The organism is Devosia sp., from assembly GCF_025809055.1.
Lineage (GTDB): Bacteria > Pseudomonadota > Alphaproteobacteria > Rhizobiales > Devosiaceae > Devosia.
Genome location: NZ_CP075529.1, coordinates 2,947,994 through 2,972,259 on the forward strand (window position 1 = coordinate 2,947,994; position 24,266 = coordinate 2,972,259).

General features: G+C 61.4%; 22 protein-coding genes, 1 tRNA gene and 1 pseudogene. 15 read left to right on the forward strand and 9 right to left on the reverse strand.

The genetic code is table 11. The features are described 5' to 3' along the window. Positions 1 to 203: 203 nt before the first annotated feature. A complete protein-coding gene (gene polA, locus KIT02_RS14465) occupies positions 204 to 3,125 on the reverse strand; it encodes a DNA polymerase I (protein ID WP_297579029.1) in 2,922 nt (973 codons plus the stop codon). A 219-nt stretch (positions 3,126 to 3,344) separates the two neighbouring features. On the opposite strand from polA, the gene KIT02_RS14470 reads away from it, so the two are divergent. Then, positions 3,345 to 3,722 (forward strand): response regulator, encoded by a 378-nt coding sequence (locus tag KIT02_RS14470; RefSeq protein WP_297579031.1) that lies wholly within the window; start codon positions 3,345 to 3,347, stop codon positions 3,720 to 3,722. Between the two features lie 552 nt (positions 3,723 to 4,274). Here KIT02_RS14470 and KIT02_RS14475 read toward each other — a convergent pair. Beyond that, positions 4,275 to 4,616 (reverse strand): annotated as a pseudogene (locus tag KIT02_RS14475) (lytic transglycosylase domain-containing protein); the annotation flags it as partial. Positions 4,617 to 5,058: 442 nt separating this feature from the next. On the opposite strand from KIT02_RS14475, the gene KIT02_RS14480 reads away from it, so the two are divergent. The 3 genes from KIT02_RS14480 to KIT02_RS14490 all read left to right on the forward strand — a co-directional run bounded on the left by KIT02_RS14480 (position 5,059) and on the right by KIT02_RS14490 (position 7,186). Then, positions 5,059 to 5,574, forward strand: a complete 516-nt coding sequence (locus tag KIT02_RS14480) for a hypothetical protein (protein WP_297579035.1) — start codon at positions 5,059 to 5,061, stop codon at positions 5,572 to 5,574. A 14-nt stretch (positions 5,575 to 5,588) separates the two neighbouring features. Beyond that, positions 5,589 to 6,506: an AraC family transcriptional regulator gene (locus tag KIT02_RS14485; protein ID WP_297579048.1), complete on the forward strand. Its 918-nt coding sequence runs from the start codon at positions 5,589 to 5,591 to the stop codon at positions 6,504 to 6,506. Positions 6,507 to 6,748: 242 nt separating this feature from the next. After that, the gene (locus tag KIT02_RS14490; protein ID WP_297579051.1) at positions 6,749 to 7,186 is read left to right on the forward strand and encodes a peptidylprolyl isomerase; all 438 of its coding nucleotides are present in this window, start codon (positions 6,749 to 6,751) and stop codon (positions 7,184 to 7,186) included. Between the two features lie 98 nt (positions 7,187 to 7,284). Here KIT02_RS14490 and KIT02_RS14495 read toward each other — a convergent pair whose 3' ends face one another. Then, positions 7,285 to 8,097 carry an SDR family oxidoreductase gene (locus KIT02_RS14495; protein ID WP_297579054.1) on the reverse strand — a complete coding sequence of 271 codons (813 nt, stop codon included), beginning with the start codon at positions 8,095 to 8,097 and terminating at the stop codon, positions 7,285 to 7,287. 134 nt (positions 8,098 to 8,231) lie between these two features. On the opposite strand from KIT02_RS14495, the gene KIT02_RS14500 reads away from it, so the two are divergent. Next, entirely contained in the window at positions 8,232 to 8,822 is a 591-nt protein-coding gene (locus KIT02_RS14500; protein ID WP_297579057.1) for a TetR family transcriptional regulator, read from the forward strand. Here the strand turns inward: KIT02_RS14500 and KIT02_RS14505 are convergent. From KIT02_RS14505 to KIT02_RS14515, 3 genes are read right to left on the reverse strand one after another with little or no spacing between them, the layout of a single operon-like run. Continuing rightward, complete coding sequence (locus KIT02_RS14505) at positions 8,819 to 9,421, reverse strand: DNA-3-methyladenine glycosylase I (RefSeq protein WP_297579060.1); 603 nt, start codon at positions 9,419 to 9,421, stop codon at positions 8,819 to 8,821. The two genes, KIT02_RS14500 and KIT02_RS14505, sit on opposite strands and share 4 nt — an antisense overlap. Beyond that, complete coding sequence (locus KIT02_RS14510) at positions 9,418 to 9,723, reverse strand: hypothetical protein (RefSeq protein WP_297579064.1); 306 nt, start codon at positions 9,721 to 9,723, stop codon at positions 9,418 to 9,420. Before KIT02_RS14510 ends, KIT02_RS14505 begins: the two co-directional genes overlap by 4 nt. Continuing rightward, positions 9,714 to 10,325, reverse strand: coding sequence for a TetR/AcrR family transcriptional regulator (locus KIT02_RS14515; RefSeq protein ID WP_297579067.1), 612 nt, complete (start codon positions 10,323 to 10,325; stop codon positions 9,714 to 9,716). Before KIT02_RS14515 ends, KIT02_RS14510 begins: the two co-directional genes overlap by 10 nt. A gap of 207 nt (positions 10,326 to 10,532) precedes the next feature. On the opposite strand from KIT02_RS14515, the gene KIT02_RS14520 reads away from it, so the two are divergent. The 10 genes from KIT02_RS14520 to KIT02_RS14565 all read left to right on the forward strand — a co-directional run bounded on the left by KIT02_RS14520 (position 10,533) and on the right by KIT02_RS14565 (position 20,991). After that, positions 10,533 to 10,609 (forward strand) — tRNA-Arg (locus tag KIT02_RS14520). A gap of 530 nt (positions 10,610 to 11,139) precedes the next feature. Next, positions 11,140 to 12,126: a DNA cytosine methyltransferase gene (locus KIT02_RS14525; protein WP_297579069.1), complete on the forward strand. Its 987-nt coding sequence runs from the start codon at positions 11,140 to 11,142 to the stop codon at positions 12,124 to 12,126. Then, positions 12,123 to 14,042, forward strand: a complete 1,920-nt coding sequence (locus KIT02_RS14530) for a hypothetical protein (RefSeq protein ID WP_297579072.1) — start codon at positions 12,123 to 12,125, stop codon at positions 14,040 to 14,042. Before KIT02_RS14525 ends, KIT02_RS14530 begins: the two co-directional genes overlap by 4 nt. Next, complete coding sequence (locus tag KIT02_RS14535; protein ID WP_297579075.1) at positions 14,032 to 14,868, forward strand: hypothetical protein; 837 nt, start codon at positions 14,032 to 14,034, stop codon at positions 14,866 to 14,868. The genes KIT02_RS14530 and KIT02_RS14535 overlap by 11 nt, the downstream gene beginning before the upstream one ends. Further along, complete coding sequence (locus KIT02_RS14540) at positions 14,865 to 15,614, forward strand: DUF6339 family protein (RefSeq protein ID WP_297579078.1); 750 nt, start codon at positions 14,865 to 14,867, stop codon at positions 15,612 to 15,614. The genes KIT02_RS14535 and KIT02_RS14540 overlap by 4 nt, the downstream gene beginning before the upstream one ends. A 117-nt stretch (positions 15,615 to 15,731) precedes the next feature. After that, a complete protein-coding gene (dapA, locus tag KIT02_RS14545; RefSeq protein WP_297585330.1) occupies positions 15,732 to 16,586 on the forward strand; it encodes a 4-hydroxy-tetrahydrodipicolinate synthase in 855 nt (284 codons plus the stop codon). Positions 16,587 to 16,623: 37 nt separating this feature from the next. Continuing rightward, complete coding sequence (locus tag KIT02_RS14550; RefSeq protein ID WP_297579081.1) at positions 16,624 to 17,535, forward strand: dihydrodipicolinate synthase family protein; 912 nt, start codon at positions 16,624 to 16,626, stop codon at positions 17,533 to 17,535. 13 nt (positions 17,536 to 17,548) lie between these two features. Then, a complete protein-coding gene (dld, locus tag KIT02_RS14555) occupies positions 17,549 to 19,255 on the forward strand; it encodes a D-lactate dehydrogenase (protein ID WP_297579084.1) in 1,707 nt (568 codons plus the stop codon). 53 nt (positions 19,256 to 19,308) lie between these two features. Then, positions 19,309 to 20,013 (forward strand): hypothetical protein, encoded by a 705-nt coding sequence (locus KIT02_RS14560; RefSeq protein WP_297579086.1) that lies wholly within the window; start codon positions 19,309 to 19,311, stop codon positions 20,011 to 20,013. 102 nt (positions 20,014 to 20,115) lie between these two features. Continuing rightward, the gene (locus KIT02_RS14565) at positions 20,116 to 20,991 is read left to right on the forward strand and encodes a DMT family transporter (RefSeq protein WP_297579089.1); all 876 of its coding nucleotides are present in this window, start codon (positions 20,116 to 20,118) and stop codon (positions 20,989 to 20,991) included. Between the two features lie 203 nt (positions 20,992 to 21,194). Here the strand turns inward: KIT02_RS14565 and KIT02_RS14570 are convergent, their stop codons facing one another. From KIT02_RS14570 to KIT02_RS14580, 3 genes are read right to left on the reverse strand one after another with little or no spacing between them, the layout of a single operon-like run. After that, positions 21,195 to 21,815, reverse strand: coding sequence for an NAD(P)H-dependent oxidoreductase (locus tag KIT02_RS14570; RefSeq protein ID WP_297579092.1), 621 nt, complete (start codon positions 21,813 to 21,815; stop codon positions 21,195 to 21,197). Between the two features lie 11 nt (positions 21,816 to 21,826). After that, the gene (locus KIT02_RS14575; RefSeq protein ID WP_297579095.1) at positions 21,827 to 22,873 is read right to left on the reverse strand and encodes an aldo/keto reductase; all 1,047 of its coding nucleotides are present in this window, start codon (positions 22,871 to 22,873) and stop codon (positions 21,827 to 21,829) included. Between the two features lie 21 nt (positions 22,874 to 22,894). Next, positions 22,895 to 24,259 (reverse strand): LLM class flavin-dependent oxidoreductase, encoded by a 1,365-nt coding sequence (locus KIT02_RS14580; RefSeq protein ID WP_297579098.1) that lies wholly within the window; start codon positions 24,257 to 24,259, stop codon positions 22,895 to 22,897. Positions 24,260 to 24,266 lie beyond the last annotated feature (7 nt).

The following is a 24,266-nucleotide window of genomic DNA, read 5'->3' on the forward strand; positions in this document are numbered from 1 at the left end:
ATGGCTATCAAGCAATCTTCCAACAAGACTGCCTCTTTGGCATCCAAGGTACTCTCAGGGTCCATCAAGCCCACTGCAGCGCAGACCAAGTCGCTAGCAGCGTCAGTGCTGAGTCAGGATGAAGTCAAAGGCAAGCGCCGCTAATGCGCTGGCAGGGCCGATTGTTCGGTCCTGCCAAACGTCCCGCGAGCGTAGATTTCTCGTCAGTGCGCCTCATCCCAGTTCTTCGCCGCATGGGCATCGACCTGGATCGGCACCGTCAGCCGAACGGCCGGTTCTGCCGCGCCTTCCATCACCCGTTTGATCACCGGGATCGCCTGATCTTCCGTGCCTTCGGGCACTTCAAAGATCAGTTCGTCATGGACCTGCAGCAGCATGTCGGCTTCGACGCCCGCTTTTTTCAGTTCCGGCTCCATGCGGATCATGGCGCGGCGGATGATGTCGGCGGCTGAGCCCTGGATGGGGGCGTTGATCGAGGCGCGTTCGACGAAGGCGCGTTCGCTCGGATTGCCGGAATTGGCATTGGGGAACTGGATCTTGCGGCCGAACAGGGTGGTGACATGGCCATCGGCCTTCACCTTCACCTTCTGGGCGTCCATATAGTCCTTGATGCCCGGGAAGCGCTCGAAATAGGTCTTGATATAGTCCCCGGCAACGCCGCGCTCGATGCCCAATTGGTTGGCGAGGCCGAAGGCGGAAATGCCATAGATGATGCCGAAATTGATGGCCTTGGCCCGGCGGCGCACGTCCGAGGGCATGCCTTCGACCGGCACGTTGAACATTTCGCTCGCCGTCATGGCGTGAATGTCGAGGCCTTCCTCGAAGGCATCCTTGAGCGCCCCGATATCGGCGATATGGGCGAGGACGCGCAACTCGATCTGCGAATAGTCGGCCGAAATCAGCACCTTGCCCTCGGGCGCGACGAAGGCCGAGCGGATCTTGCGGCCATCCTCGGTGCGGACCGGGATGTTCTGCAGGTTCGGATCGTTTGACGAGAGGCGCCCGGTCAGCACCGAAGCCTGGCTATAGGAGGTGTGAACCCGGCCGGTGCGGGCGTTGATATAGGTGGGCAGGGCATCGGTATAGGTGCCCTTGAGTTTGGTGAGCTGGCGCCAATCGACAATGGTGCGGGCGAGTGGAATACCCTTCAGGGCCAGGTCTTCGAGCACGTCGGCTCCGGTGGACCAGGCGCCGGTCTTGGTCTTGGTGCCGCCTTCGAGCCCCATCTTGTCGAAGAGGATTTCGCCCAGTTGCTTGGGCGAGCCGAGATTGAAACTCTGCCCGGCCAGTTCATGCGCCTCGGCCTCGAAAGCGGCGGCGCGCTGGGCGAAATCGCCCGAAAGGCGGGCGAGAATCTGCCGGTCGACGGTGATGCCGCGCGCTTCCATGCGGGCGAGCACGGGGGCCAGCGGCCGCTCGATGGTTTCATAGAGCGTGGTGGCATTTTCCGCCGCCAGCCGGGGCTTCAGCACATGCCAGAGGCGCAGGGTAATATCGGCATCCTCGGCGGCATATCGGGCGGCCGCATCGATCTCGAGCTGGTCGAAACTCTTCTGGTTCTTGCCGGTGCCGGCAAGCTCGGCAAAGGTGATGGTCTTGTGGTCGAGCCAGTGATCGGCGAGCACGTCCATGCCATTGTAGCGCGGGCCATCCAGCGCATAGGAGATGAGCATGGTGTCATCGATCGGCGCCATTGCGACGCCGTAGCGCGCCAGCACTTCCATGTCATATTTGACGTTCTGGCCGATCTTGAGGATGGCCGGATCGGGCAGCACGCGCTTGAGGGCTTCGAGCACGAAACCGATGGGCAATTGCCCCTCGACCAGCCCGCCCCCGTTGAGGAGGTCGCCGGGCTTGGCGTGGCCGACCGGAATATAGCAGCCTTCCCCGATTTCGGTTGACAGGCAGACGCCGACGAGATCGGCGGTCTGCGGATCGAGCCCGGTGGTCTCGGTGTCGATGGCGACCAGGCCCTTGTCCACGATCTTGCCGATCCAGCGCTCGAGCTGGTCGGGCGTGGTGACGATTTCATAGGCGTCGTAATTGACCGGGATGGCCTTGACGCGGGCATGTTCCTCGGCGGCGTGGCGGGCCGGGCCGGTGCCGGGCAAAACGCCGGCGGCGAGCTTGGCCTTGGCGACGGAGAGCGAGGTGGACTTTTCCGGCGCGCCGGGAACGGGCTTGTCCTTGTTGGCGGCCAGCTCCGCATCGGGCTCGAAATCATCCGGATTGGCTTCAAGCAGGGTGGCAAGGCGCTTGGTGATGGTGGCAAATTCCATCGCCTTCAGGAACGGGAACAGCGCCGAAGGGCTCATCGGCTGGCGCACGAGGCCATCGAGATCGATCTCGACCGGCACCTTTTGCGACAGGGTGACCAATTGCTTGGAAATGCGGGCCAGATCGGCATTGTCGATCAGCTTCTGCCGGCGCGCGGGCTGCTTGATCTCCTCGGCATGGGCGAGCAGGTTTTCGAGATCCCCATAGGTATTGATGAGCTCGGCCGCCGTCTTGACGCCAATGCCCGGCACGCCCGGGACATTGTCGACGCTGTCGCCGCACAGGGCCTGCACGTCGATGACCTTGTCGGGGGTGACGCCGAACTTGGTGAACACCTCATCGGGCCCGATCCAGCGCAGCGGCGGCTGGCCGGGGCGGGGGATGGTATCGAGCAGGCGGATCGAGCCATCCGGCTCGACCAATTGCATCAGGTCCTTGTCGGAGGAGGCAATGGTGACCTTGAAGCCGGCGTCGCGCGCCATGACCGCATAGGTGGCCATGATGTCGTCGGCCTCCCAGCCCTCCATTTCGATGGAGGGGATGGAAAAGGCGCGGGTGGCCGAGCGGGTCAGGGGGAACTGCGGCACCAACTCTTCGGGCGCGGGCGGGCGCTGGGCCTTGTATTGGGGATAGAGGTCGTCGCGGAAGGTCTTGCCCTTGGCGTCGAAAATCACCGCCATATGGGTGGGGGCCTCGTCCGCGTCCATGTCCTGGGTCAGCTTGAACAGCATGTTGCAGAACCCCTGCACACAGCCCACCGGCAGCCCGTCCGATTTCCGGCTCAGCGGGGGCAGGGCGTGGAAGGCGCGGAAAATATAGCCCGAGCCATCGACGAGCAGCAGGTGCATGGGACGATTCCTCTTGTATCTTGGCGGCAAGTCTATCGGTTCGGGGCCCAGGATGGCACCCAAAATTGCGCTTATGTGTCAGTAGGATTGTTCGCGCGCAGAGGGGCGAGAAATGTGTATGGACCCAAACTCGCCACTTTCGTAGGCTAGGGCATAGACTTGCTCAAGAACGTGGCTTGGCGCGTTCTCCAACCGGCTGCGGCAGCCGAAAGGGTCCCCGTGATCACCCCCGGACGTTCACCTGCAACCATTCTGGTGGTTGATGACGACGCGCTGATTACGCTCGACACCGTCGCCCTGCTCGGCGAGATGGGGCACGAGGCGATCGAGGCCTATTCGGGCCGCGAAGCGCTGGACATCCTGAGCAAGCGCGATGGCATCAACCTGATGATCACCGACTATTCCATGCCCGACATGACCGGCCTGCAACTGGTCGCAGCGGCGCGCCAGACCCATCCCTGTCTGCGCGTACTGCTGGCCACCGGCTATGCCGAATTGCCCGAAGGCGAGGACGTGGACCTGCCGCGGCTGGAAAAGCCCTATCGCGAGGACGATCTGGCCCGCCAGATCAACGAGCTGCTGACTGCGGCTGGTTAAATCGCTTCACGGTTGAACTGAAACGACGGGGCTTCTCCCTTCTCCGTTGAGGGGTTCACGCTCGCGTTCCTGCCGAGAGGCTTCACCCCTCACCCCACCCCTCTCCCCTGAGGGGCGAGGGGGCGATGGAGGCGATGGTTCAGATCACAGGTGAAACTCTCTAGGACGTCTTGCCGCCGGGGTGGCGGGGCGAAGCGTAGGCTTCTCCCCCGACCTCGTGGTTCGACAAGCTCACCATGAGGTCTCCCTAGGTTCGCCTGTGTGACTCCACCATATTTTTTTTGCAAAGGCGGGAATCCGCCCACAATGTCATTCCCGCGAAAGCGGGAACCTCCGTTTCAGAAACAGGGCCTCATCGGGGGCGAAGCCTAGACCTCACTCTGAACCTGTCGAGGGACGCGGGTTTGGCGCTGATGCCTCAGCGCGCTCGACCTCGTGGTTCGACAAGCGCACCATGAGGTCTCCTCTGCCCGTCGGCAATAGGATCCCGGCCTGCGCCGGGCTGACATGGGGCGGGGCGGCATGGTGCTGGCCGCCCATCGGGAGAGGCCGTCAGCGCAGGCCGCTTTTTTCCAAGAGGCCGAGGCGCTTGGCGTCGTAATAGTAGCCGCGGGCATAGAACTGCACGGCGCGGTCGTCATTGCCGCCGGCGGTCATATAGGCGCCTGCGAGATACCGCACGGCAAAGCGCAGATTGGTCTCGGCATCGAGCAGGCCATTGGCATCGCCCGAATAGCCCATGCCGCGCGCGGTGGCGTGGCTGATCTGCATCAGGCCCCAATAGGGACCGTTGCGGGCGGCCGGATTGTAGTTGCTTTCCCGCACGATGACGCGGCGCACCAGATGCTCGGGCACGCTGTATTGCGCCGAATAGTGGGCAATGAGCCCATCGAGCGTCCCGCGCTCGGAGCCGGTATAGCCCATGAGCAGGCCGGTGGGCGCCTGCGGCACGGCGGCCGCCTTGGGGACATAACCGGCCGGAGTGGCGGCAACAGGCGCGAAGGAGGCAATGGCCGTGGTCGCAACTTCGGCGGAGCGATTGCCCGGAAGCGGTTTGACGCCGGCCATGGAGCATCCCGCCAGCACCAGAGCCAAGGCGGCAGTGCCCGCCAGCGTCACGGAACGGTCTGTCATCCACGGGTGCCTTTCAGCCGGATAGAAGGGTGATGATCGGCCACTAGGCCACAATCACGGCGGCTTGATGGCGAAAGCGCGGCGCCGCGTCAATTGCCGCTTGAGCAAAACTGTGACCCGCCAGCCAGCAAGATTGAACCGATTTCGACAGGACTCCGCGCGTGTGCGCCGCTAGGCTTTCCCCCAGATGGGAGACCGAGACATGCAGACCCGCACCAGGATTGCCGCCACCCTTGCCACGATCGTGGCTGGCCTTGCGATATCGGCCATGCCGGTCCTGGCCGAGATGACGATCCGCATCGGCGCGCCCTGGGACGGCAAGACCGTTCCCGCCGATCAGGTCTGTGGGCTGCAGGGCGGGGACGGCAGCACGCCACCCTTCTCGATCAGCGGCCTGCCCGCCCAGACCACCGCGATCCAGATCGAATATAATGACATTTCCTATGTGCCCATGGCCTTCAACGGCGGCCATGGGGTCATCGAATATGCGGTGAGCGGCGAGGGCGCCGACCTGCCGGTGCTGCCGGCCATGACGGCCGACCTGCCCCCGGGCGCCAGTCTGGTCTCGGCCGGCCGGGGCAGCGGCCAATATGCCTCGGACGGCTATATGCCACCCTGTTCCGGCGGGCGCGGGCACCGCTATCAGGCGCTGGTCAAGGCCATGGGCGCCGATGGGGCGGTTCTGGAGTCCCAACGCGTCGAAATGGGCCTATACTGAACAGAGCCCGAGCCATGAACGCCATTTTGCCCATTGAACCCGACAGTGTCTGTCTTCCCGATATCCTGACCGGCCAGGCGGGGCTGGTGGACGTTCTCGTCTATGACCATTGCGGCGGGGCGACCGGCGCCCGCAGCCGCGTGCGCTTTTCTACCCATGCGCTGGCGCTGGTGCTGAGCGGCAGCAAGGTTTTGATCGACGGGGAGCGGGTGGAGCATCTGGTGGCAGGCGACCTCATCGCCTATGCGCCGGGCAATGTGCTGTCCACCGCGCTCAACGAGAAGGCGGCGCCCTATCGCAGTGTCATCCTGTTTTTTAACCAAGCCGAACTGGCCGCGTTCCTGGCCAAATATGTGGTGACACCCGCAAGGCCGGGCCGCGGCAGCTTTGCCAATCTGGGCCCGGTTCCCGATGCGGCCCGGCGGGCCATGGTCGCGGCGGCTGGACGCGACGGCGGCCATGAACTGTCCCCGGCTATGGCGCGCCTCACCCTCGAACAGGTGCTGCTGGCGCTTCTGGAGCACTATGGACCGCGGGCCTTCGCCCTGTTCCATCGCCCCAAGGGACGCGCCATCGAGCGGCTGAAACGGGTGGTCGAGGCCCATTGGCAGGCCAATCTGACATTGCCGGAACTGGCATTTCTGTGCGGAATGAGCCTGTCCACTTTCAAGCGCAGTTTTGTGCTCGCCTATGGGCAAGCGCCGGGCCGCTGGCTGACGGGGCGCAAGCTGGACCGCGCCATGCGCCTGATGGTCGAGGGGCGCCGGGCCTCGGAAGTCTATGACCTTGTGGGTTACTCCAACCATTCGGTGTTTTCGCAGAGCTTTCGCAAGCATTTCGGGGTGACCCCCAGCCAGGTCCAGGCTCGGTCCGGCCCTGTGCCGGGGGGCGAACCGGGCGTCCGGCGCCGGCGGGAAAACGCCGCCGGCTAAGGCACCTCCGCCGATGGTGCTTTGGGCCAATCGGGCAGGCCCTTGCCATCAAATCGCCCCGGCGCAGGTTTACATGGCGCCCCCATGCCCTACATTGGGTATTCGCCGTCGCGCGCCTGCTGGTGCTGTCCTTCAGTATCCGGCGCCCCTGCAGCCACCCCCATTGGTGCGCCTGCTGCGCGGCCCTTGCTGAGAGCCTTCCCCACGCGAAGGCGCAGAAAAAATTCCGAAAGGACACGCCCATGACCATCGCCCAGCCCGGCGACCTCGTGCGCATCAACTATGCCGGCCGCCTCGTTGACGGCACTCAGTTCGACAGTTCCGAGGGCCGCGCGCCGCTCGAATTCACCCTTGGCCAGGGCCAGGTGATCAAGGGGCTCGAGCAGCATGTCACCGGCATGGAAACCGGCCAGAAGAGCACCGTGACCATCCCCGCCGCCGCCGCCTATGGCCCGCGCCGCGACGAGGCCATCCAGACGCTCGACCGGGCCAAGGTGCCCAATGGCGTCGATCTCAAGGTCGGCACCCAGCTGCAGGCCCGCACCGCCGATGGCGGCATGTTGCCCATCACCGTGGTGGGCATGGACGAGGCCAGCGTCACCGTGGATGCCAACCATCCCCTGGCCGGGCAGGACCTGGTCTTTGACGTCGAGGTGGTCGAGGTCGTCAAGGCCGCCTGACCGCCCAGCCATTATGCCGGTCCCGGCCGGACTGTCCCTGCGGCGGTCCTGGCTCGGATCGGCCCGGAAAAGGGGTGCCCACCTTTCCCGAAAGTGCTTCAGTGCCCGCGCGCCGCGCTGCGCCGGGCCATCTGCTTTTGAATGAAGCGGATCGAGCGTGTGGGCATGAGTCGCCAGAGCTTCCAGAGCATGCCGGCATCCTTGCCCACCAGGATATGCAGCCGCCCGGCCTCAATGCCATCGAGAATGATGCGCGCGGCCTCGGGCGCTGGCAGGGTCTGGCTGGCCGCTTCGGGACTATCCGCCATGGCCCGGTCGCCCGCGCCCGAATTGGCCATGATCTGGGTGCGGATGGCGCCCGGCATGATGACGCTGACGCCCACACGGGTTTCCGCCAGTTCGGCATAGAGCGCCTCGGTGAGCAGTTTCACCCCGGCCTTGGCGGCTCCATACATGCTCTGGCCCGGAAAGGGCATGAAGCCGCCCATGCTCGCGACATTGGCCAGGTGCGCCTCGGGGCGCGCCAAAAGTTCGGGCAGGAATGCCTTGGTCATGTTGATCGTGCCCATGAGATTGACCGACACCATGCGGTCGATGGCGGCAAAATCGAGCGCGTTGAACGGCACGAACTGCTGGATGATGCCGGCATTGTTGATGAGCCCGTCGACCTGCCCATGGCTGGCCAGAACCTGCCCGGGCAGGGCCATGATCATGTCGCGCTGGCTGATATCGGCCTGATGAAGGCTGAGCCGGTCGCCCGCCTCCGCCAGCCTGGCGGTCTCCTCCAGCCCCTCAGGACGCAGATCCACCGCGGCCACCCGCGCGCCGCGCGCCAGAAGCCCCAGGACCAGTTCGCGGCCGATACCGCTGCCGCCGCCGGTCACCACCAGCACCTTGCCGTCAAGTTTCATCTCATGTCTCCACGGCCCCGGAACCGGCGGCCATCATGACCTTAATTTGGCAACACATTGTTGCCATTTCAAGTGTGGACATGCGAGCGCTCCTGCAGCAGGGTTTGCCCAGTCCAAAAGCGGGGAAAAGGTGCATGGCAGACGAGGCGGTACAACGGCGGACCCGCAACCTGCAGTCCGGCCCCCGCAGCCGCGCGGTGATCGAAGCCGTGCGGGCCGCCGTGGCCGCCGAACTCGATCGCCTCGGCTTTGCCGGCATGACCATGGATGGGGTGGCGCGCACCGCCGGCATCAATCGCACCACGCTCTACCGGCGCTGGCCCACCAAGGTGGCGCTGCTGGCCGAACTGCTCGAAGCCGAGATCGACAGGCTTGAACATGCAGAACTGCCCGAAGGCCTCGATCCGGCCCTGCGCGAGGTGGTGGCGGGGCTGGCCGAAAACCTGTCACGGCGCGAAGGGGTTGCCCTGGCGCGTGCCTTCACCGCGCCCGAGCCGGAATTGCGCGGCCTGGCCGAAACGGCCCGCCTCCGCGCCCTGATGCGCCTGCGCGTGCCCTTTGCCCGCGCCCGCGCCAATGGCGAAATCGCTGCCGATGCCGATATCGACATGCTGGCGCACATGCTCTTTTCAGGTGCCGTCCTCTGGGCCCTGGATGCACCTCTCGATGGTGCGGCCCAGCAGCGCCTGGTGACCCTGGCCCTGCGCGCCGCTGGACAGGCCTAGCGGCCCGGCACGGCAAAGCCGGCGCGCTGCCGGCTGGCCTCGTCGCGGCAATGGCAGCCTTCGGCGTGGTCGTTGACCAGGCCCATGGCCTGCATGAAGGCAAAGACCGTGGTTGGGCCGACAAATTTCCAGCCCCGCTTCTTGAGCGCCTTGGAGAGGGCAATGGATTCGGCCGAGGTGGTCTGGCTCTGCGGCGGCGCCGGGGTCTTGGCCTCATAGCGCCAGACAAAGGCGGCGATGGAGCCGGCCTCTGCGATGAGCTCGCGCGCCCGCCCGGCATTGTTGATGGCCGCCTCGATCTTGCCGCGATGGCGCACGATCCCCTTGTCGGCCAGGAGCCGCTCGACATCCTGCGCGGTAAAGCGGGCGACCGTTTCGATATCGAAGCCGGCAAAGGCCGCCCGGAACGCTTCGCGCTTGTTGAGGATGGTGCGCCAGCTCAGCCCTGACTGAAATCCCTCAAGGCACAGTTTTTCGAACAGGCGGGTGTCATCGCCAACCGGAAAGCCCCATTCGTTATCGTGATAGGGCCCGAATTCCGGCGCCCCCCCGGCCCAGCCGCAACGCAACTTGCTATCCGAACCTTCGTGCAGGGTCATGGGGCGCTGGCCTCCGGTGTCTCGAGAAGAAATTCCAATCCGGACCGGGTGCGCGCCGGCGCCAGTTCGATGATTTCGGGCGTGACGACGCCGAAGCTGACAAAGGGGTCCCCGGCGACCAGCTGGTCCACCGCCGCACGGTCGAGGCCACGGGCGAGCACGGCGCCACCCCCGGCGCTGAGGCTGTCCCAGAGCACGAATTTGCCATCGGCCAATCCCCGTTCGAGCCAGGCCTTGTGGCCCTCCAGATGCTGCCCCGCCGCCGCACGATTGCCGGCCGGCCTCAACAGAATTATATACACGTCCGGTTGTCCTCCCCGATTTGGCATGACGGCTCGCCACTGACGGCCCCGTCGATCCAGCGTTCCATTGCCGCCATCTCGCGCGCGAGCAGCGCCTTGTCACGATAGGCGGTGAACAGCGTCGCCACGCCCTGACTGCGCATCAGCAGGTGCAGCGCCAGGGCCTCGGCGTCTTCAGCGCGGCCAAGGGCGCTGAACTGGCTGGCAAGCCAGTCGCGAAACAGGCTGAACACCGCCACGGCATCCTCGCGGGACTCGTGCATCAGCTTGGCCAGCTCGGTCGCCAGCGAGCCGACCGGGCAGCCATGGAGCATGATCTGCTCGCCATTGTCGGACAGGATGCGCACGAAGGCCGAGAGCCGGTCCCTGGCGGCCGGATGCGCGTGATCCCAGGCCGCCAGCAGCGCCCTCGTGCTGTCCTGCCGGTGCGCGATCACCGCCCGCAGGATCTCGTCCTTGCTCTTGAAATGATAATAGAAATTGCCGCGCGAGATGTGAACCGAGCTGGCGATATCGGCAAAGGAGGTATGGGCGAAACCGGCCTCGTAGAACAGCCGGTCCGCCGCCCCGACGATTTCCCTGCGCGTCTGCGGTCCCCGCATCCTCATGTCCCGTCATTCGATCCCGCCAGGCGTCAAGGGCCCGGCGACGCTTGCGATGATGAATTAGGACAGTTGACCTAAAAAGTCAATGCAAGTGCATGGCGCTGGAATCGCGCGATCGGCGCCCGCATTTGAGCGGTTGCGTAACGGCTGACCATGCACTAGTTTGCCGCCCGTTCCGTCGGGTCCAGAACCCGATTCCGGCCTGCACCCGTAGCTCAGCTGGATAGAGCGCTGCCCTCCGAAGGCAGAGGTCGTGAGTTCGAATCTCGCCGGGTGCGCCAACAAAATCAAGGACTTAGCAGGTTCTTGAAATTGGCCGAAAAAGAAAACTCACCAATGTGCTCGGCCTGAACAGCAGGCTTGGAATCGGTTGTGGGCGGGAGTCCCTGGCAAGGATTCGTCAAAAAGCCGCGCCCCTCACGGAGGGGCTCTCGACTGTTAATCGAACGGCTAATTCGGAGTCGACACCGGATTGTCGGCTTCTAGGTTTGAAGCAACCAGAGTTCCCTTTCCAGGCAACCCATCACAGGTAGGCTCCTCTACAACCGTCGCGGCCATCTTCTGCTACTGTGGTCCCGTCCAGAAAGAGGGACCAGAAGCGCGCCAGAACCTTACAGCCGTAATTTCGGCTCCTGGCTCCATTCTGCACGGGCGTACCCCGGATTGTTCTGGGCTATTGGGGGAGAGAACACCTTACTACGATCTCATAAACCGACACGCCCACGGCTGCACACATCTTGACAGGCGTGTTATGTCTCACTTTGGGGTGAACGAGTCGCCCCTCTAATGTGACTAGAACGAGTTTGGTTTTATGAAGTGCGGGGCATTATTTTCAGGCATCGGCGGATTTTGCCTTGGTTTTGAAGAAGCTGGGTTCGAAACAGCTTGGGCCGTTGAGTTGGATAACCCGGCGGCCGAGACCTATCGAAGGAACCTTCCACACGTCCGCCTGCTGAACAAGAGCGTGAAAGACGTAACTGTCAGTGGAGATAGCCTGGAGCCCGTTGATGTTCTGCATGCCGGCTTTCCTTGCCAAAGTTTTTCTCAGGCGGGAGAAAAGCGGGGGTTCGAGGACGATCGAGGCAAGCTGTTCTACGAGATACTCCGCTTAGTGCGAGAGTTCGGTCCGAATAAGCCGAAGGTACTGGTGTTGGAAAACGCTCCTTTCCTACGATATGGCGAGGGTGGCGCATGGTTCCTCGAACTGCAACGCGCGATTCAGAAAGAAGGGTATTGGTTTCGGCCGAGCAACAGTCAGGAACTAAGCGCCTTTGATCTTACACATCTTCCGCAACAGCGTGTGCGGTTGTTTATGGTAGCGCTATCAATCGACCACTTCTCCAGTGGTCGATTTGAGTTCCCCTCGCAGGCGTCCACAGAACCAAAGAATCTACGCAATTACATAGATTACGATGCGTCAGTTGATTCGGAATATTATCTGAATAATGAGAACAGATATTATAAGATGATAACCGATGCAATCACCGACCGAGAGTGCCTTTACCAGCTCCGCAAGTATGAAGTTAGAGCAAAAGAACCGGGTGTCTGCCCAACACTGACAGCAAACATGGGTCTCGGTGGGCACAATGTTCCCTTTATCATGAATGGAAAGGGGTTGCGAAAACTCACTGAGCAGGAGTGTCTTCGTCTGCAAGGATTTCCTGAAGGCTTTCAGTTTCCAGACAGTGTTCCCCGCGCAAAGCGGTATACCCAGGTCGGAAACGCTATTGCCGTCCCTGTGGCGAAGCTGCTAGCGGAACATGTTAGGGACAGGCTTAGTGAGGGGGGCATGGCTTGACTGTGTACGGTTTCGAATTTCCGTTGGACTACGCCGGTCAGTGGGACGGCTTCAACGATCCGGCGATGGAGCACTTCACCGGAAACCCGTTTCAGCACCTTGGTAGGGAGGTGCCACAGAACACACTAGATGCAATACTGTCTCATCCTGCTAAATTGCGTATCAAGCTGGTGCAAGTTCCCGTTTCGGACATTCCCGACGTGGAAGGACTAAGAGACGTCGTTCAGCGTTGTGTAATATCTGCGGCCAAAGACGATGGCGATAAGTCGTCCAAGTTCTTTGCTGAGGCCGAACGACTTCTATCTCGCCCAGAGATTACCGTTCTGCAGATTGAGGACTATAATACAGCCGGCGTAGCTGGCCCCTGTGAAAATGGCTATCCTTTCTTTGCCCTGCTCAAAGCAACAGGACAGAGCAAGAAGAGCGAGACTTCTACTGGCTCATACGGCATCGGAAAGTTCGCACCGTTCACCGTATCAGCATTGCGGACGGTCTTTGTCTCTACCGTTTGGCAAGACAGTTCTGAAAAGCAGCACCACTACGTTCAGGGTAAGTCGGTGCTGATGTCGCATTTGGACGATGCAGGTAAAACCCGTCGAGGCACCGGCTTCTGGGGCGTTAGGGACGGTTGCATGCCAGTCGAAGGGCACTTGCCGAAGGTTCCGGCCTGGCTCCGCCGGACCAACAATGAACGAGGGACTACGATCAGCATCCTCGGTTTTGTGCCCTCTAAGGGATGGCAGGGGGTTCTTGCTGCCAACGTCGTAGAAAACTTCTTCGGCGCGATAGCAGCTGGGGAGTTGGAGGTTGAAATTGGCGAGACCGAGGCCATTACCGCAGCCACGCTACCCAGCAGATTTTCCAGCGCAAGCGTCATTGACTCGATAAGCGATCAGGAGGGGGAGCCCGAGCGATTTCAGAACGCGAGCAGCTACCTAGCCGCTCTGTCGGACGGCGGTGAGGTGATAACCTGTGAAACCGAGAACTTGCATCTTGGCCGTTGCGAGTTGCGCATCCTGGTTGGCGAGAACCTCCCGAAACGCGTAGCTGTGCTACGCAATGGCATGATGATTACCGAGAGCATGCAGGGTCTGAAGCGATTCGGCGACTTCAAGGAGTTCGTGGGGGTGTTGGAGTGCAAGAGCACCAAAGGGCTTGCTCTCCTGCGTGGAATGGAGCCGCCAAGACATGACGCTTTCGAACCCGATCGCCTACCTCCTGACAAGCGGCAACAGGGACGGACGGCACTTCGTGAACTCTCAAAATGGGTACGTGAGATGCTACAACGGCATGCTCAAGACCCGGTCTCTGAGGTAACCAATATCGACGAGCTCGCCGACTTCTTTGCGGACGAAGCCGAAGAAGGCTCTGGCAAGAAGAAGGACGAAAACCCGGCGGGAACCGTAATTGTGCGGGCGCGAGCCGTGAAAGCCAAGCAGCCAAGACTAATGGCTGTCGCAGTTGGTGGTGCCGAGGTCGAAGACGATTCCGAGACAGATGAGGGCCAAGATTCTCAGGGAGACGGACCGGGATTGGGGGGCGGCGATGGGGGCAGTGAAGGCGGGGGCAAGAATGATGCTGACGGCGGCGATAGTAGTTCGACGGGTGGTGCTAAGACCAACGGTCCAGCGCAGAGTGCCATTCTCGGCCTTAGGGATGTCAGGGCGGTAGTTCTGAGCCCGACGAGGCGGCGCATCGCTTTCACGTCACCGGAGACGGGTATCTTCAAGTTGCAGTTGCAGGACTCGGGTGCTGACAGCAATCATCCGCTGACCATTGTCTCGTCATCACAGGGCACCGTGAAGGCGGGCCGTGTAGAGTACCTGGGGGTGCTAGCCAACTCACGTTGCACTATCGAGGTTGAGTTGGCTTCCCCATTCGAAGGGACAGTGCGGGTGGTCGCCGATGCAGTTTGATAGCCTAAGAGCGTTCCCATATCCGGTGCTTCGTCCCGGCGTGGACGACTACACCGATGGCGACATTCAGGCGACCATCGATTTTTCTCAGTCCATCGACGGTCTCGAAATCCAAGTGGAGGTTTCGTTCGTCGTGAGCGTGCCCCAGATTGTCGAGCTAATCACGGCCGGCAATGCGGAGTATGCCGTCGTCTTTGCCTGTCGTGACACATACTTTCGGCAGGCGATACGTAGCCAGGTATCCCACTTTACTCACAACTTCCCGAGTGGCTCGCTACGGGGCGAAGTGCTGATCTACCCCTACGTATTGGCAACATCACCGATTGAAGGTTTCGTATGCAATTGGATAAACCCCGAATTCGGAGAAGGTCCATTCAATTTTGATAAGGGCGCGGCGCTTGCTGTCGATCAACCCCAATCTGTCTACATTGACCGAGACTCTTTCAAACCGATCAGCTCTGTCTTCAACTTAGTTAAAAATGACAATCTACAGTACGGTGAGTGGCGTGTTGAGGCAGGGCAGGAGAAGGTCCTGATCTCTGTCCACCCCGCCCTGAAAGAGCGCCTTGACCTCGCCAGAAACGACAACAAAAATAAGGCTATACTTCTAAATTCAATCTATTTTGGGGCCGTTATGCAGTGCATCGCATATCTTAAAAGAGGCGACGGTGCATACGATGAATTTCGGTGGGCCAACATATTTCGAATAAGATGCGAAGAGTTAGCAATTGATCTGTCCAAGCATGATGAGTTCTATATTGCCCAACAACTCATGAAGTCACCGTTCCGCGTGATCGATGGCTACTTTTTTGGCGAGTCGGAATGAAGACGCGATTCTTACGGTCTGCCGCACTTGAAGACCTTCGGGCACAGGTGTCCATCAACCTGCCTCTTTATCGAACTGGGGCGTTCGATGCTCTGTCGCTCGACGCGTCGCTTTGGTTTGAACACACAACGGAAGTTGATGAGCAACGACTGCAGGAGATAAGACTCCCCAATGGGCCGGATATGTACGAGACCGACAATTGTCTCGTGATCTACGATGCATTCGCCAAGCTCAGTCCTTACGAAGCCAGAGACGAGCGACTCTGGACTTACTACTCGCACACCCACCTCTTAGAATACGCTCGAATGCGTTGGCCATTGCCTGCAGATGATGCCGTGGCAGTGGGCCATGTTCTTCGCCACTTCTTTGCTAGGGACAAACGCCAGCTTGAACGAGACAATGCAATCTCGCGATTGTGGTGGATGGCGCATCTGTGCGTTCGAGTGCCTGAACTATCCCGCGAAGAGGCTCTTGCCGCTTTCCTCTTTAAGACGGATGTCCGAGCCAACTTGATTGAACGGCCTACCACTTCGCAGTCCACCGAATTGTTCGGCGCAGTGTTGCGAAAATTAATCAGCTCCTACCAAGGAGAGAAACGGCTGTTCGAGAGACGAACGTTCCGGCGACTGATGTCGGAGATAAACTCCGTGGGTGGCTTCAAACTGATAGATTGTATGGACGCCGACCAGTCAGATGCTTTGGTCAGCGAACTCGTTCGAGACAAGCTCAGCCTTGAAACGATCTAATTACCGTATACGACAGCTCCAGAGGTGGCTTAGCCACTATAAAAAGTCCCATCGGATGCCCAGGTTAGAGGCACGCTCTTCTAAACAGGTACCGATCTTACATCGACTTCGGCTGACCTGACCCCCTTCCGAGATGACCGGCTTGACCTCGATGCTTTTGGCCATTTTGTCGAGTGGCAGTTGTCCGAGGGCACACAGGGTGTCGTTCCCGTCGGTACGACCGGTGAAACGCCAACGGTCTCCCATCAGGAACATCATGCCCTTGTCGAGGCTGCGGTGAGGATAGTAGCTGGGCGCGCCCCGGTAATTGCCGGTGCCGGATCGAATTCCACGGCCGAGGCCATTGAGTTGACCCGTTTTGCCGAAAAGGCCGGGGCGGATGGCATCCTCAGCACCGTTCCCTACTACAACAAGCCGAACCAAGCCGGCATTTTCGAGCATTTCCGGCGCATCGCAGAGGCGACTGCGTTGCCAGTCGTGCTGTACACGGTGCCGGGCCGCACCGTTGTAGACATTGACGTCGAGACTGTTTGCCGCTTGCGCGATGCCTGTCCCAATATCGTGGGGGTCAAGGATGCGACCGGCGACATGGAAAAGGTCTCATTCGAGCGGCTGCTTCTGGACGAGGATTTTGCGTTGCTTTCCGGCGACGACACTTCGGCCCTGGGATTCAATGCGTATGGCGGCGACGGCGCAATTTCGGTCACCTCGAATGTGGCGCCAAGACTTTGCGCCCAGATGCAAGCGGCTTGTGCCGCTGGAGAATTCGCCTTGGCACTGCAGATCGAACGTAAGCTCACCAGACTGCACAAGTCACTGTTCGTCGAGCCGAACCCCGCAGGCGTGAAATACGCCGCTTCGCGTCTCGGGCTAATGCGCAACGAATTGCGATCGCCTCTGGTGCCTGTGTCTCAGGCCACCGCAGCACTCATTGACGCCGCAATGGAAGCGGCAGGGCTCACGACAGTCTAGCTGTCGCGTCTGCCTGTTATTTCCGGAGGGAGTAAAGATGTCTACATTCGAGGAACGGAAAGAAAAACTCTTCGGCAATCATGTTCTTCTAGTGACGCCGATGCAGCCTGACGGCACCATCGACCGCGATTCCACGCGCGCGCTTGTCAACTTCGTGATCGGCAAGGGTGTGCATGGAATACTTGCTCTTGGCAGCACGGGCGAGTGTTTTGCACTAACCGACGATGAGCGCCGCGAATTTGTGACCTTGGTGACCGAAGCCGCGGGGGGTCGGGTGCCGATCGGCGTGGGAGTCAACCACTCCTCGGCGGACGCGAGTGCGGATCTCGCCCGACATGCAGCGGCGAATGGGGCCGATTACATATTCACCACGGGCCCCTACTATCATCCGCATCAGGCCGAAGGGGTATTCCAGCACATACGCCACATCGGAGCGTCCACTGACCTGCCGCTTATGGTTTATGATGGCGGCGCGGGGATCGAGTTCCCGCTGGCTCTACTGAAGCGAATGGCGGACGAGATACCGACGGTATTTGCATCAAAGCTGTTTCTGCCCTATCCGGCCAAAATTGCCCAGTACAGCGCGGCGACGCAGGGCCGGTTGCAAGCCTGGGCAGGTCAAGACCAATTGAATTTCCTCATGCTGCTCTACGGCGCGCTTGGCATGACTTCGGCTGCAAGCTGCGTCGTGCCGGCCGAGCAGACCCGTATTTTTGAGGCTGTGCGTGCCGGCCGCAGAGACGAGGCGCGCGACCTATTTCACGGTTGCGTTGGCCCGCTGAACAGCATTGCCTTCGCAAATGTCCTGCAATACCCGCAATGCTACAAGACCCTGCTAAAATGGATGGGCGTGATCGAGTACGCCACCTGCAAGTCCGTGATGGAGCCAATTGACGATGTGCGCACCGAAGAATTGCGTGCCGTCGCTCTCCGTCTGGGTCTGATTTGAGGGAGCCTCGGGGATGAGCCTGCTAAAGGATCTGCGCGATGTGGTGGGCGTCCGCCATGTTTTGACGGGTGACGGCCCGACGCGCCGCTACCGCAAGGGGTTCCGCGTCGGCGGCGGCGCGGTGATCGCAGTGGTTCGGCCTGGTACCCTGGTGGAACAGTGGAAGGTTTTGGAACTGGCAGTGGCAGCCGATGTCATCATCATCATGCAGGCAGCCAATACCGGCCTAACGGGAGGCTCCACCCCCTTTGGCAGCTATGACCGTCCGGTTCTGATAGTGAACGCGATGCGCATCAAGCGCCTGGACCTGCTGGGCGAGGGCTCGGAAGTCGTATGTTTGCCAGGCGTAACTCTGGATGAGTTGGAAAAGAGTTTGCGCCAGATCGGCCGCGAGCCGCATTCGGTGATCGGGTCCTCCTGCATCGGCGCGTCGGTTACGGGCGGTGTTTGCAACAACTCGGGTGGGTCGCTGATCCAGCGGGGTCCTGCCTATACGCAGTTTGCAGTGTTCGCACGGGTGGATGCCGAAGGCCGGTTGCAACTGGTCAATCATCTCGGAATCGAGTTGGGAGACAACCCCGAAGACATTCTGGGGCGGCTGGACCGGGGTGAATATGGTCCGGCCGAGGTGCAGCCTCAGGGAAATCAGTGGGCTTCCGACCGAGAGTATCAGGCTCATTTACGCGATGTCGCGGCTGAAACGCCGGCTCGATACAATGCCGATCCGCGCCGCCACTACGAGGCCTCCGGTAGCGCGGGCAAGTTGGCGGTCTTTGCGTTGAGGCTGGACACGTTCGCCGCAGATGGCGAGACCCGGTCCTTCTATGTGGGCAGCAACGATGTGCGAGAGCTGGAGACGATCCGCCAACGCATTCTGACGGAATTTGCGGTTCTGCCGATCTCGGGCGAGTACCTCGACAAAGCATTCCATGATCTCACCCGCCGCCATGGCAAGGATCTGTTTTTGCTCATCAAACACTTCGGAACCGACAACGTTCCCCGCGCCTTTGCATGGAAAAGCCGCTTCGATGGGTTCACCGACCGGCTGGGCCTTGGCAGTACGATCTCGGATCGCGTGATTCAGGCTCTAGTGGACCTATTGCCCAACCATCTACCCAAGCGCATCGAAACTTTCGGCCGTCAATTTCAGCACCATCTAGTCCTGCGCTGCGGAGAACGCAGCATCGCTGAGACACGCGCACTTCTGAGCGCCATCTTCCCATCGGCCAACGGCGATTTCTTCGAGTGTGATGCGCGCGAAGCCGAAGCTGCCTATCTGCACCGCTTTGCTGCGGGGGCAGCCTCGATCCGCTATGCGGCACTGAACCGTCGGACGGTCGAGGGGTTGTTGGGACTGGATGTCGCCTTTCCGCGCAATGACATTGATGTGGTTTCGCAGCTTCCGCCGGATCTGGCCGCCAAGATTGCGGTGACAGCCGTATGTGGGCATTTCTTCTGCCATGTCATGCACAATGATTATCTTGTCGCCAAAGGCCATGACGTTACCGCGCTGAAGGACGAGATCCTTCACCATTTGCGTCTGCGTGGCGCAAAATACCCAGCGGAGCACAATGTTGGCCACCAGTATGAAGCTGGGCCGGAACAGGCGGCCTTCTTTCGCGAGCTGGACCCAACCAATGCCTTCAATCCTGGTATTGGCAAGACGCCTCGCGGCAAACATTGGCAGGATGACGGCGCGCATTGCGGACACCGGCATTGATCTGTGGATCGGAGAGGAACCTCTTCGATCCTTGCGACCAAAAGGATAATCTCGTGAAGGTGGAAGTCCTCTACATTACGGACATCTATTGTGTCTGGTGCTTCGGATTTGCCGGTGTCATCGACCGCTTGGCGAGCGAACGGGCCGACGAGGTTAGCGTGACGGTCCTGAACGGCGGCATGATCCCCCGCGACGTGACACTGGCTGGTATGTTTGGTCGATTTCCCGACCCTGTCGGCCTGCACCAGAATGTCACCAGAATGACCGGCAGCCGGTTTGGCGACAACTACATGAACGAATTGCGCAACATGCGGACTTCTTCCCGAGTGCTCAATTCGAGCAGGCCGACACGCGCCATAGCAGCACTCAGATCTTTCGGCACCGCGGGCGACCTGGAGATCGCGCAGAAGATTCAGCGGGTCTGGTACGTCGAGGGAGGGGACCTTCAGAGCACAGCGAGTTATGCCCCGGTAGCTCATGAACTGGGCGTCGACTTCCGGGATTTTTGTCTACGCTATGAATCGGTTGAGACCGCTGACGAGGTGCAGAGCCAATGGGATTGGGTCGGCTCGATGGGAGTTGAGGGCTATCCGGCGGTTCTTACAAGGACGGGGGAGAACTCGTTTTCTATGCTGGCACGTGGCTATCTGCCCTATGATCAGCTTTCGGCGCGGGTGGACGCGGCGCTTGCATTGCTGGAAAACGATATGGCCGCAAATGGAGCTGTTTGCGCGCTGGACGGCTCGGGGTGTGATTGATGGCAGGTGAGGGAGCGCAGCTAGGCCAGCTTCTTGCGCCCGTTTCAGGCCAACCGGGGAAATCGGATTGAGGTCCGCTTTTCTCTGTTTAGGGTGACATTCGTGCAGCAGGTTGGCAGCCGGCAGTATCCCGGCCCTAGAACACTGATACTCACTGTGGTGGCGATGCTGGCCTTCGCGGGAAATTCGATTTTCTGTCGCCTGGCCCTGGCAGGTGGTGGAATTGATCCGGGCTCATTTACGCTGCTCCGGCTGATCAGCGGTAGTGCGATGTTGGCACTTATCGTTGCCATGACGAGGTCACGTCCATGGGCAAGGGCGGGGTCGTGGCGTTCGGCTCTTGCGCTTGCCGTCTATGCCTCGGCTTTTTCCTTTGCATATGTACATCTTCAAGCAGGAACAGGTGCATTTTTGCTGTTTGCCTCTGTCCAGGTGACGATGGTGCTTGCAGGTTTCGCAAGAGGAAGTCGTCTGGCGCCACTACAATGGCTGGGTCTCATTGTGGCGCTGGGGGGACTGGCGGCCCTAGTTGCTCCAGGCGTCAGTGCCCCTGATCCAGCCAGTGCCGCATTGATGATAGTCGCAGGCGTCGCCTGGGGGGGCTATTCGCTGCTTGGACGTGGTGAGACCGATGCTCTCCTGGCGACTGCCGGCAATTTCATGCGTGGGCAGGTTCTGGTGGCGCTGATGTTGGTTCCTGTGCTTTTGTACGGGGTAGAAATTTCAGCCCAGGGCCTGCTCTTCGCCGTGCTTTCGGGCGCGCTTGCCTCTGGGGCTGGCTATGCGATTTGGTACTCGGCGCTGGCCGACCTCGCTCCCGTGGAAGGGGCCTCGGTGCAGCTCAGCGTCCCGGTGCTGACAGCCCTGCTCGGTGCAGTCCTGCTGTCCGAGCCACTGACTCTGCGGTTTTCGTTGTCGTCGGTGGTCATCGTGGCCGGCATTCTGCTGGTCATTTTTGCGCAGCGCGGAATGAAGTGATCCAAAGAGCCCTGTTTCACCTGATCGGCAGGTTCGAGGGGGCCGACATCGGAGCGGTTCGGGATTGTGGGGGCCAATGCGTTCTCCCCATGAGCGAACCTTCGTCCGGGCCCTCCGGGTCATTCGCCATCCGGAGGTCCGTTACGATTATCAGCTAAGGACGGTTGCTTACGGAAGGCCCCCGGAGGGGCGCAGGGCCGGTCTCAGGCATTGGCGGCAGCCAGTCCGACCTGATCGCGCCCCTTTGTGGCGTAGTGGATCTTGCCGGCCTGACGGGCCTCGATCAGCGCGGCGAACTGCTCGATGCCGGTCGCGAGGCGGCCGAGCACCTGGGGATGAGACGGCTCGCCCTCGCTGAACTCGGCGTCGGAGACATAGAGGCTGGTTGGATTGACGAGGGCGGAGAAGAAGCCGAAGAGCGGACGCAACTGGTGTTCGACCACCAGAGCGTGGCGCTGACCGCCGCCGGTGGCGCCAATAAAGACTGGAACATTGGCCAGCGCCTCGATGTCGAGCAGGTCGATCAGGTGCTTGAACAGGCCCGGATACGACCCCTTGTAAACCGGCGTGGTCACGATGAGCGCATCGGCCCGCTCGATGGTTTCCACCACCGCCAGGGCCTCGGGGCTGAGCTGGGTCCTGAAATAGGCGGCACCCAGATGTGGACCGGCATCCAGCAGGTCGAGCTGCGTCAGACGCACCTCGGTCCGCTCGGACAGCCGTTGACCCAGCGTGGCCGCCAGGGCGCGCGACTTCGACGGACGATGCGTATTGCCCGAGAGCAGCACGACATGGGGAGTGTGCGTGGGCAGAGAAATAGTCATGGTCTGATCCTTCAGGTGAAACTGCGATTGAGAAGCGGCGAGCCGCCGGAGGCAGCGGGCGGACGGCCTTCGAGTGGATGGCCGGGGTCGGTGAAGCCGTGGGTCGATGCATGACCGGCCGGCACCAGGACATCGATCAGCGCCTCGTCATCGGGCGAGATTTTCGCATCGAGCGCCCGCAGATAGCTCTGCCACTGATCCTCGGTGCGGGGCCCGGCAATGGCCGCGGTGACATAGGGATTGGCGAGCACCCAGGCCACGGCGAACTCCGCCGGGCTGAGGCCGCGACCGGCCAGGTGCGCCTTGATCTTCTGGGCGGCAGCAATGGATTCGGGGCGCCACTCGGTTTCCGCGATGCGCTTGTCGCCCCGTCCGGCGCGGCTGTCGGCCGCCGGCGCCGCATCGGCTGCGTATTTTGCCGTCAGCACCCCCCGGGCCAATGGGCTATAGGGCACGACGCCAAGCCCATAGGCCGCGGCGGCAGGGATCTGCTCCACTTCGGCCGTACGGTTGACGATGTTGTAGAGCGGCTGGCTGACAACCGGCCGGTCGATGCCGAGCTGGTCGGCCAGATGCGAAATCTGGGCGATGCGCCAGCCCCGGAAATTGGAGACGCCGAAATAACGCAGCTTGCCCTGGGCGATCAGGTCGGCAATGGCGCGCAGCGGTTCTTCGGGGCGGGCCGTGAAGATGGCGCGGTGGAAATAGATGATGTCGACATAGTCCGTGTCCAGCCGGCGCAGGCTGGCCTCGACCGCCTGGTGCACCCACTTGCGTGAATAGCCGCCGGCATTGGGACCGGCGCCGGCCGGATTGACGAATTTTGTCGCAATGACCCAGTCGTCCCGGTCGGTCTTGACCGAGCGGCCGACGATCTCCTCGGAGACACCCTTGTTGTACACGTCGGCCGTGTCGATGAAATTGATGCCGTGGTCGCGTGCTGCATCGATAATGCGGCGCGAGGTCGGCTCGTCGGTCGGTCCTCCGAACATCATCGTGCCCAGAGACAGGCGGGAAACCTTGAGGGCGCTGGCGCCCAGGGTGCGGTATTCGGTCATGCGATCACTCCGGAAAATGGGTCAGCTGGCAGACAGGGCGTTCTGTCTGGCCGCCAGCCGGTTGGCCGGCCGGGATAGCCCGAGATTTTCGCGCAGTGTCGTGCCCTCGTATTCCTCCCGGAACAGCCCGCGCCGGCGCAGGATGGGAACGACCTGGTCCACGAAGTCGGTCAACCCGGTGGGCAGGACAGGCGGCATGATATTGAAGGCGTCGGCGGCGCCATTGTCGAACCATTCCTGCATGGCATCGGCAATCTGTTCGGGCGTGCCCACGACTTCGCGATGCCCACGGGCCCCGGCGACGGCCAGATAGAGCTGGCGCAGTGTCAGCCCATTGCGCTCCACCAGATCGGTCACCAGCTTCAGCCGGCTCTTGTTGAGCTCGGTGTCGCGCGGCAGGGGCGGGGCCTTGTCATCGAGCGAATAGCCGGTGAGGTCGACGTCCTTGTAGTGCCGTTGCAGGATGGTCCAGGCGATCGAGGGATGGATCAGGGACTGGATATAGTCCGCGTTTTCCCGTGCCTGCTTTTCCGTGCCGCCCAGAACCGGGAATATTCCGGGACTGATCAGCAGGTCTTCAGGGCGGCGGCCAAAGCGCGCGAGGCGGCCTTTGACGTCGCTGTAGAAGGCCTGGGCGTCTTCGAGGGTCTGGTTGGCGGTGAAGATCATTTCGGCCGTGCGCGCGGCCAGGTCACGGCCCGGCTCGGAGGCGCCGGCCTGCACGATGACCGGATAGCCCTGGGGCGGCCGGGCGACGTTGAGCGGACCACTGACGCTAAAGTGGGCGCCGCGATGATTGACCTGGTGAACCTTGTCGGGATCGAGATAGATGCCGCTCTGCTTGTCGCGGATAAAGGCGTCGTCCTCGTAGGAATCCCAAAGTCCCTGGACCAGATCGACGAACTCTTCGGCGCGCCGGTAACGGTCGGCATGCGCGGGGTGGCCGGGAATGGTGAAGTTCCTGGAGACGTCCGAGCCCGTCGTCACCACGTTCCATGCCGCGCGACCCTTGCTGATGTGATCGAGCGAGGCAAAGCGCCGGGCCAGCAGATAGGGGTCTTCATAAGTGGTCGAAGCCGTTGCCACGAAACCGAGGTGGCTGGTCACCTGCGACAGGGCCGCCCAAAGGGTAACCGGCTCGAAATGGGCACCCTGGCTCGAACGGCGAAGGGCTTCGGGATCCTTGGCGCGATCCCAGCCGGCCGGGCTGTCGGCCACGAAGATCAGGTCGAACTTGCCGCGTTCGGCCGTCCGGGCCAGGTCGATGTAGTGATCAATATTGTGGCCGGCATCGGCCTGTGATTCAGGGTGCCGCCAGGCGGACACGTGATGTCCGGTGGCCATCACGAAGGCCCCGAGCTTGATCTGACGTTTGGCTGTATTCATTTGATTG

Coding starts and splice junctions, on each gene's coding strand:
- polA (WP_297579029.1), bottom strand. CDS start 3,125: ATGCACCTGCTGCTCGTCGATGGCTCGGGCTATATTTTCCGCGCCTTC.
- KIT02_RS14480 (WP_297579035.1), top strand. CDS start 5,059: ATGCAGACCCGCACCAGGATTGCCGCCACCCTTGCCACGATCGTGGCT.
- KIT02_RS14485 (WP_297579048.1), top strand. CDS start 5,589: ATGAACGCCATTTTGCCCATTGAACCCGACAGTGTCTGTCTTCCCGAT.
- KIT02_RS14490 (WP_297579051.1), top strand. CDS start 6,749: ATGACCATCGCCCAGCCCGGCGACCTCGTGCGCATCAACTATGCCGGC.
- KIT02_RS14495 (WP_297579054.1), bottom strand. CDS start 8,097: ATGAAACTTGACGGCAAGGTGCTGGTGGTGACCGGCGGCGGCAGCGGT.
- KIT02_RS14500 (WP_297579057.1), top strand. CDS start 8,232: ATGGCAGACGAGGCGGTACAACGGCGGACCCGCAACCTGCAGTCCGGC.
- KIT02_RS14505 (WP_297579060.1), bottom strand. CDS start 9,421: ATGACCCTGCACGAAGGTTCGGATAGCAAGTTGCGTTGCGGCTGGGCC.
- KIT02_RS14515 (WP_297579067.1), bottom strand. CDS start 10,325: ATGCGGGGACCGCAGACGCGCAGGGAAATCGTCGGGGCGGCGGACCGG.
- KIT02_RS14525 (WP_297579069.1), top strand. CDS start 11,140: ATGAAGTGCGGGGCATTATTTTCAGGCATCGGCGGATTTTGCCTTGGT.
- KIT02_RS14535 (WP_297579075.1), top strand. CDS start 14,032: ATGCAGTTTGATAGCCTAAGAGCGTTCCCATATCCGGTGCTTCGTCCC.
- KIT02_RS14540 (WP_297579078.1), top strand. CDS start 14,865: ATGAAGACGCGATTCTTACGGTCTGCCGCACTTGAAGACCTTCGGGCA.
- KIT02_RS14550 (WP_297579081.1), top strand. CDS start 16,624: ATGTCTACATTCGAGGAACGGAAAGAAAAACTCTTCGGCAATCATGTT.
- dld (WP_297579084.1), top strand. CDS start 17,549: ATGAGCCTGCTAAAGGATCTGCGCGATGTGGTGGGCGTCCGCCATGTT.
- KIT02_RS14570 (WP_297579092.1), bottom strand. CDS start 21,815: ATGACTATTTCTCTGCCCACGCACACTCCCCATGTCGTGCTGCTCTCG.
- KIT02_RS14575 (WP_297579095.1), bottom strand. CDS start 22,873: ATGACCGAATACCGCACCCTGGGCGCCAGCGCCCTCAAGGTTTCCCGC.
- KIT02_RS14580 (WP_297579098.1), bottom strand. CDS start 24,259: ATGAATACAGCCAAACGTCAGATCAAGCTCGGGGCCTTCGTGATGGCC.